Annotated in this window: 1 protein-coding gene; it reads right to left on the bottom strand. The window is 37.0% G+C overall.

All coding sequences use genetic code 11. From position 1 onward, the window contains the following. Window positions 1-182: 182 nt before the first annotated feature. Window positions 183-1,490: an LA_2272 family surface repeat-containing protein gene (locus RLO81_RS08175; RefSeq protein WP_350109880.1), complete on the bottom strand. Its 1,308-nt coding sequence runs from the start codon at window positions 1,488-1,490 to the stop codon at window positions 183-185. Window positions 1,491-1,897 lie beyond the last annotated feature (407 nt).

The raw sequence follows: 1,897 nt of genomic DNA, 5'->3' as shown, positions 1-1,897 counted from the left end.
TCTACAAGGAAGGAATGGTAGGTATCCTGTTATATATGATATTAGTTCAATACCTACGAACTACTTAGTGGATCCTAATGGAGAAATAATTGATAAATACATAAGAGGGAATGATTTGATTGAAAAGCTCAAGTCTTTATTTCCATGAGTGTCTTTATGCAAATTCAAGAGACTATGCATAATTAGTATAACATTACTCCTATCGATAAACCTGGCCAAAGCCTGCTTTCATTTGTAGAACTTTTTGATACTTCAATAAAATTGCCATAATAGATAGGCATGTAGTTAAAAGATACACCAATAAATGGGTAAATACTATTCAGTCTAGGAGGCAAGCGAAACCCTGTCTCAAAATGAATAGCATATCTTAAGTTGAGGATATTATCCGTTTCTAAATTAGGATTAACATGACCTACTTCTCCTGAAATGCTGTAGTAGTTTTTCCTGTTTTCAGGGCCTATATCTTTGTGATAAGAAATTATTCCTGCTCGATATGATAGTCCCCAAATCATGCCATTATTAGTTCCATAGTTTCTAGAGTAAACTAACTCATTGTAGGAATAGAAGTTTCTTTTTGCGTCGGATACCCGTGAATTCAGAGGCTTTCCCGTATTGATGCCAAAATTTGAAAGGAATAGATCTGACATATAAATCTTAGGGTGGATGAAATATCCAAAATTCAGTAATCCGTAGGCTGGTCCATCAGAGAAATTACCGACCTTTTCATTTTTGAAGAAATTAAAGAGTCCTATTTGTGTTCCACCAACTCTGTCACCGATGTTGATTAATCCTACCTGAAAACCACCCATATTTCCACAAATATTGATCAACCCCAATTGCATTGAAGTGCCCGTACCTTCAGCTGTACCTTTTGGATTACCTATTTCACCAGTGTGATTTATAGTAGATAGCTGAAAACCAGAATGCCTTCCTCCGGATGAATTAAAAAGAAGTGAAGCTTGGGTACCGGACATAGATTTTTTAGTGAGGTTTACCCCAAGTGCAAATTGAGCCCCACTGGTAAAAGAACCCACGCTATTAAGAATCCCACCCATTTGAACACCAAGCAAATAATTCTTTGTGCTATTAAATCCTAAGGATATCTGACTTCCAATTGTGTTATAACCTACATAATTAATGAGGCCAGATAACTGAAACCCATGCAATTCAGGAGTATACGCTATCCCTTCGGTTTTCTCTTTCTCATTGTCAGTTTTTCCAACTTGACCATTACCACCAATAAAATTTGATATGCCGGAGATATGAATGCCACTTGATGAATGAGTGTTAAATCCACCTAATCCATTGAGTTCAAAATATTTAGTGCTTCTCCCATAACCAGTGAATACATTTATAGAGATGAGATTATAATACTCTCCCGGATCGATACCATTTGTACTTAGTCCGGGAACGATCCCAAGTTGAATTGCGCTAGTTTTATATGCAAGATTTGATTGGGCATTAAGCGTAAAGCTTAATAGTAAAATCAAAAGGGGAACAACACATTTTGTCATTAAGACCAAATATTTATCATACACTAACCCGTTAATTTGTAAGTTAAATATTTTAAGACAAAACTGGAACAGCTCAAAAAGTGTCTTGAAGACTTGAAAGAAAGATTTAAATGAAAAAAGGAGATGTAATCCTGATTTCCTTTCCTTTCACAGACTTATCAGGAAATACAGAGGACAGGTTTTGTAGAAATGTTCCGGGAATTAACACTTGCACACGTCAAAGACAGCCCGCAAGTTTAATGTTGTGAAATAGCCTTCCTACTTCACCAACTCCTCATACAACAGCCTCGTCACCTCCGGCAGCATCAGGTTGCGCCAGCTTTCATCCACACAGCCGTTGCAGCCATTGGTGATGGCTACGATGCCAAACTTCTTTTTGGGAT

The organism is Fulvivirga sp., from assembly GCF_040220315.1.
Classification (GTDB): Bacteria; Bacteroidota; Bacteroidia; order Cytophagales; family Cyclobacteriaceae; genus Fulvivirga.
Note: the sequence above shows the minus strand (reverse complement) of the source record. Positions and strands in the feature narration are given on the sequence as shown.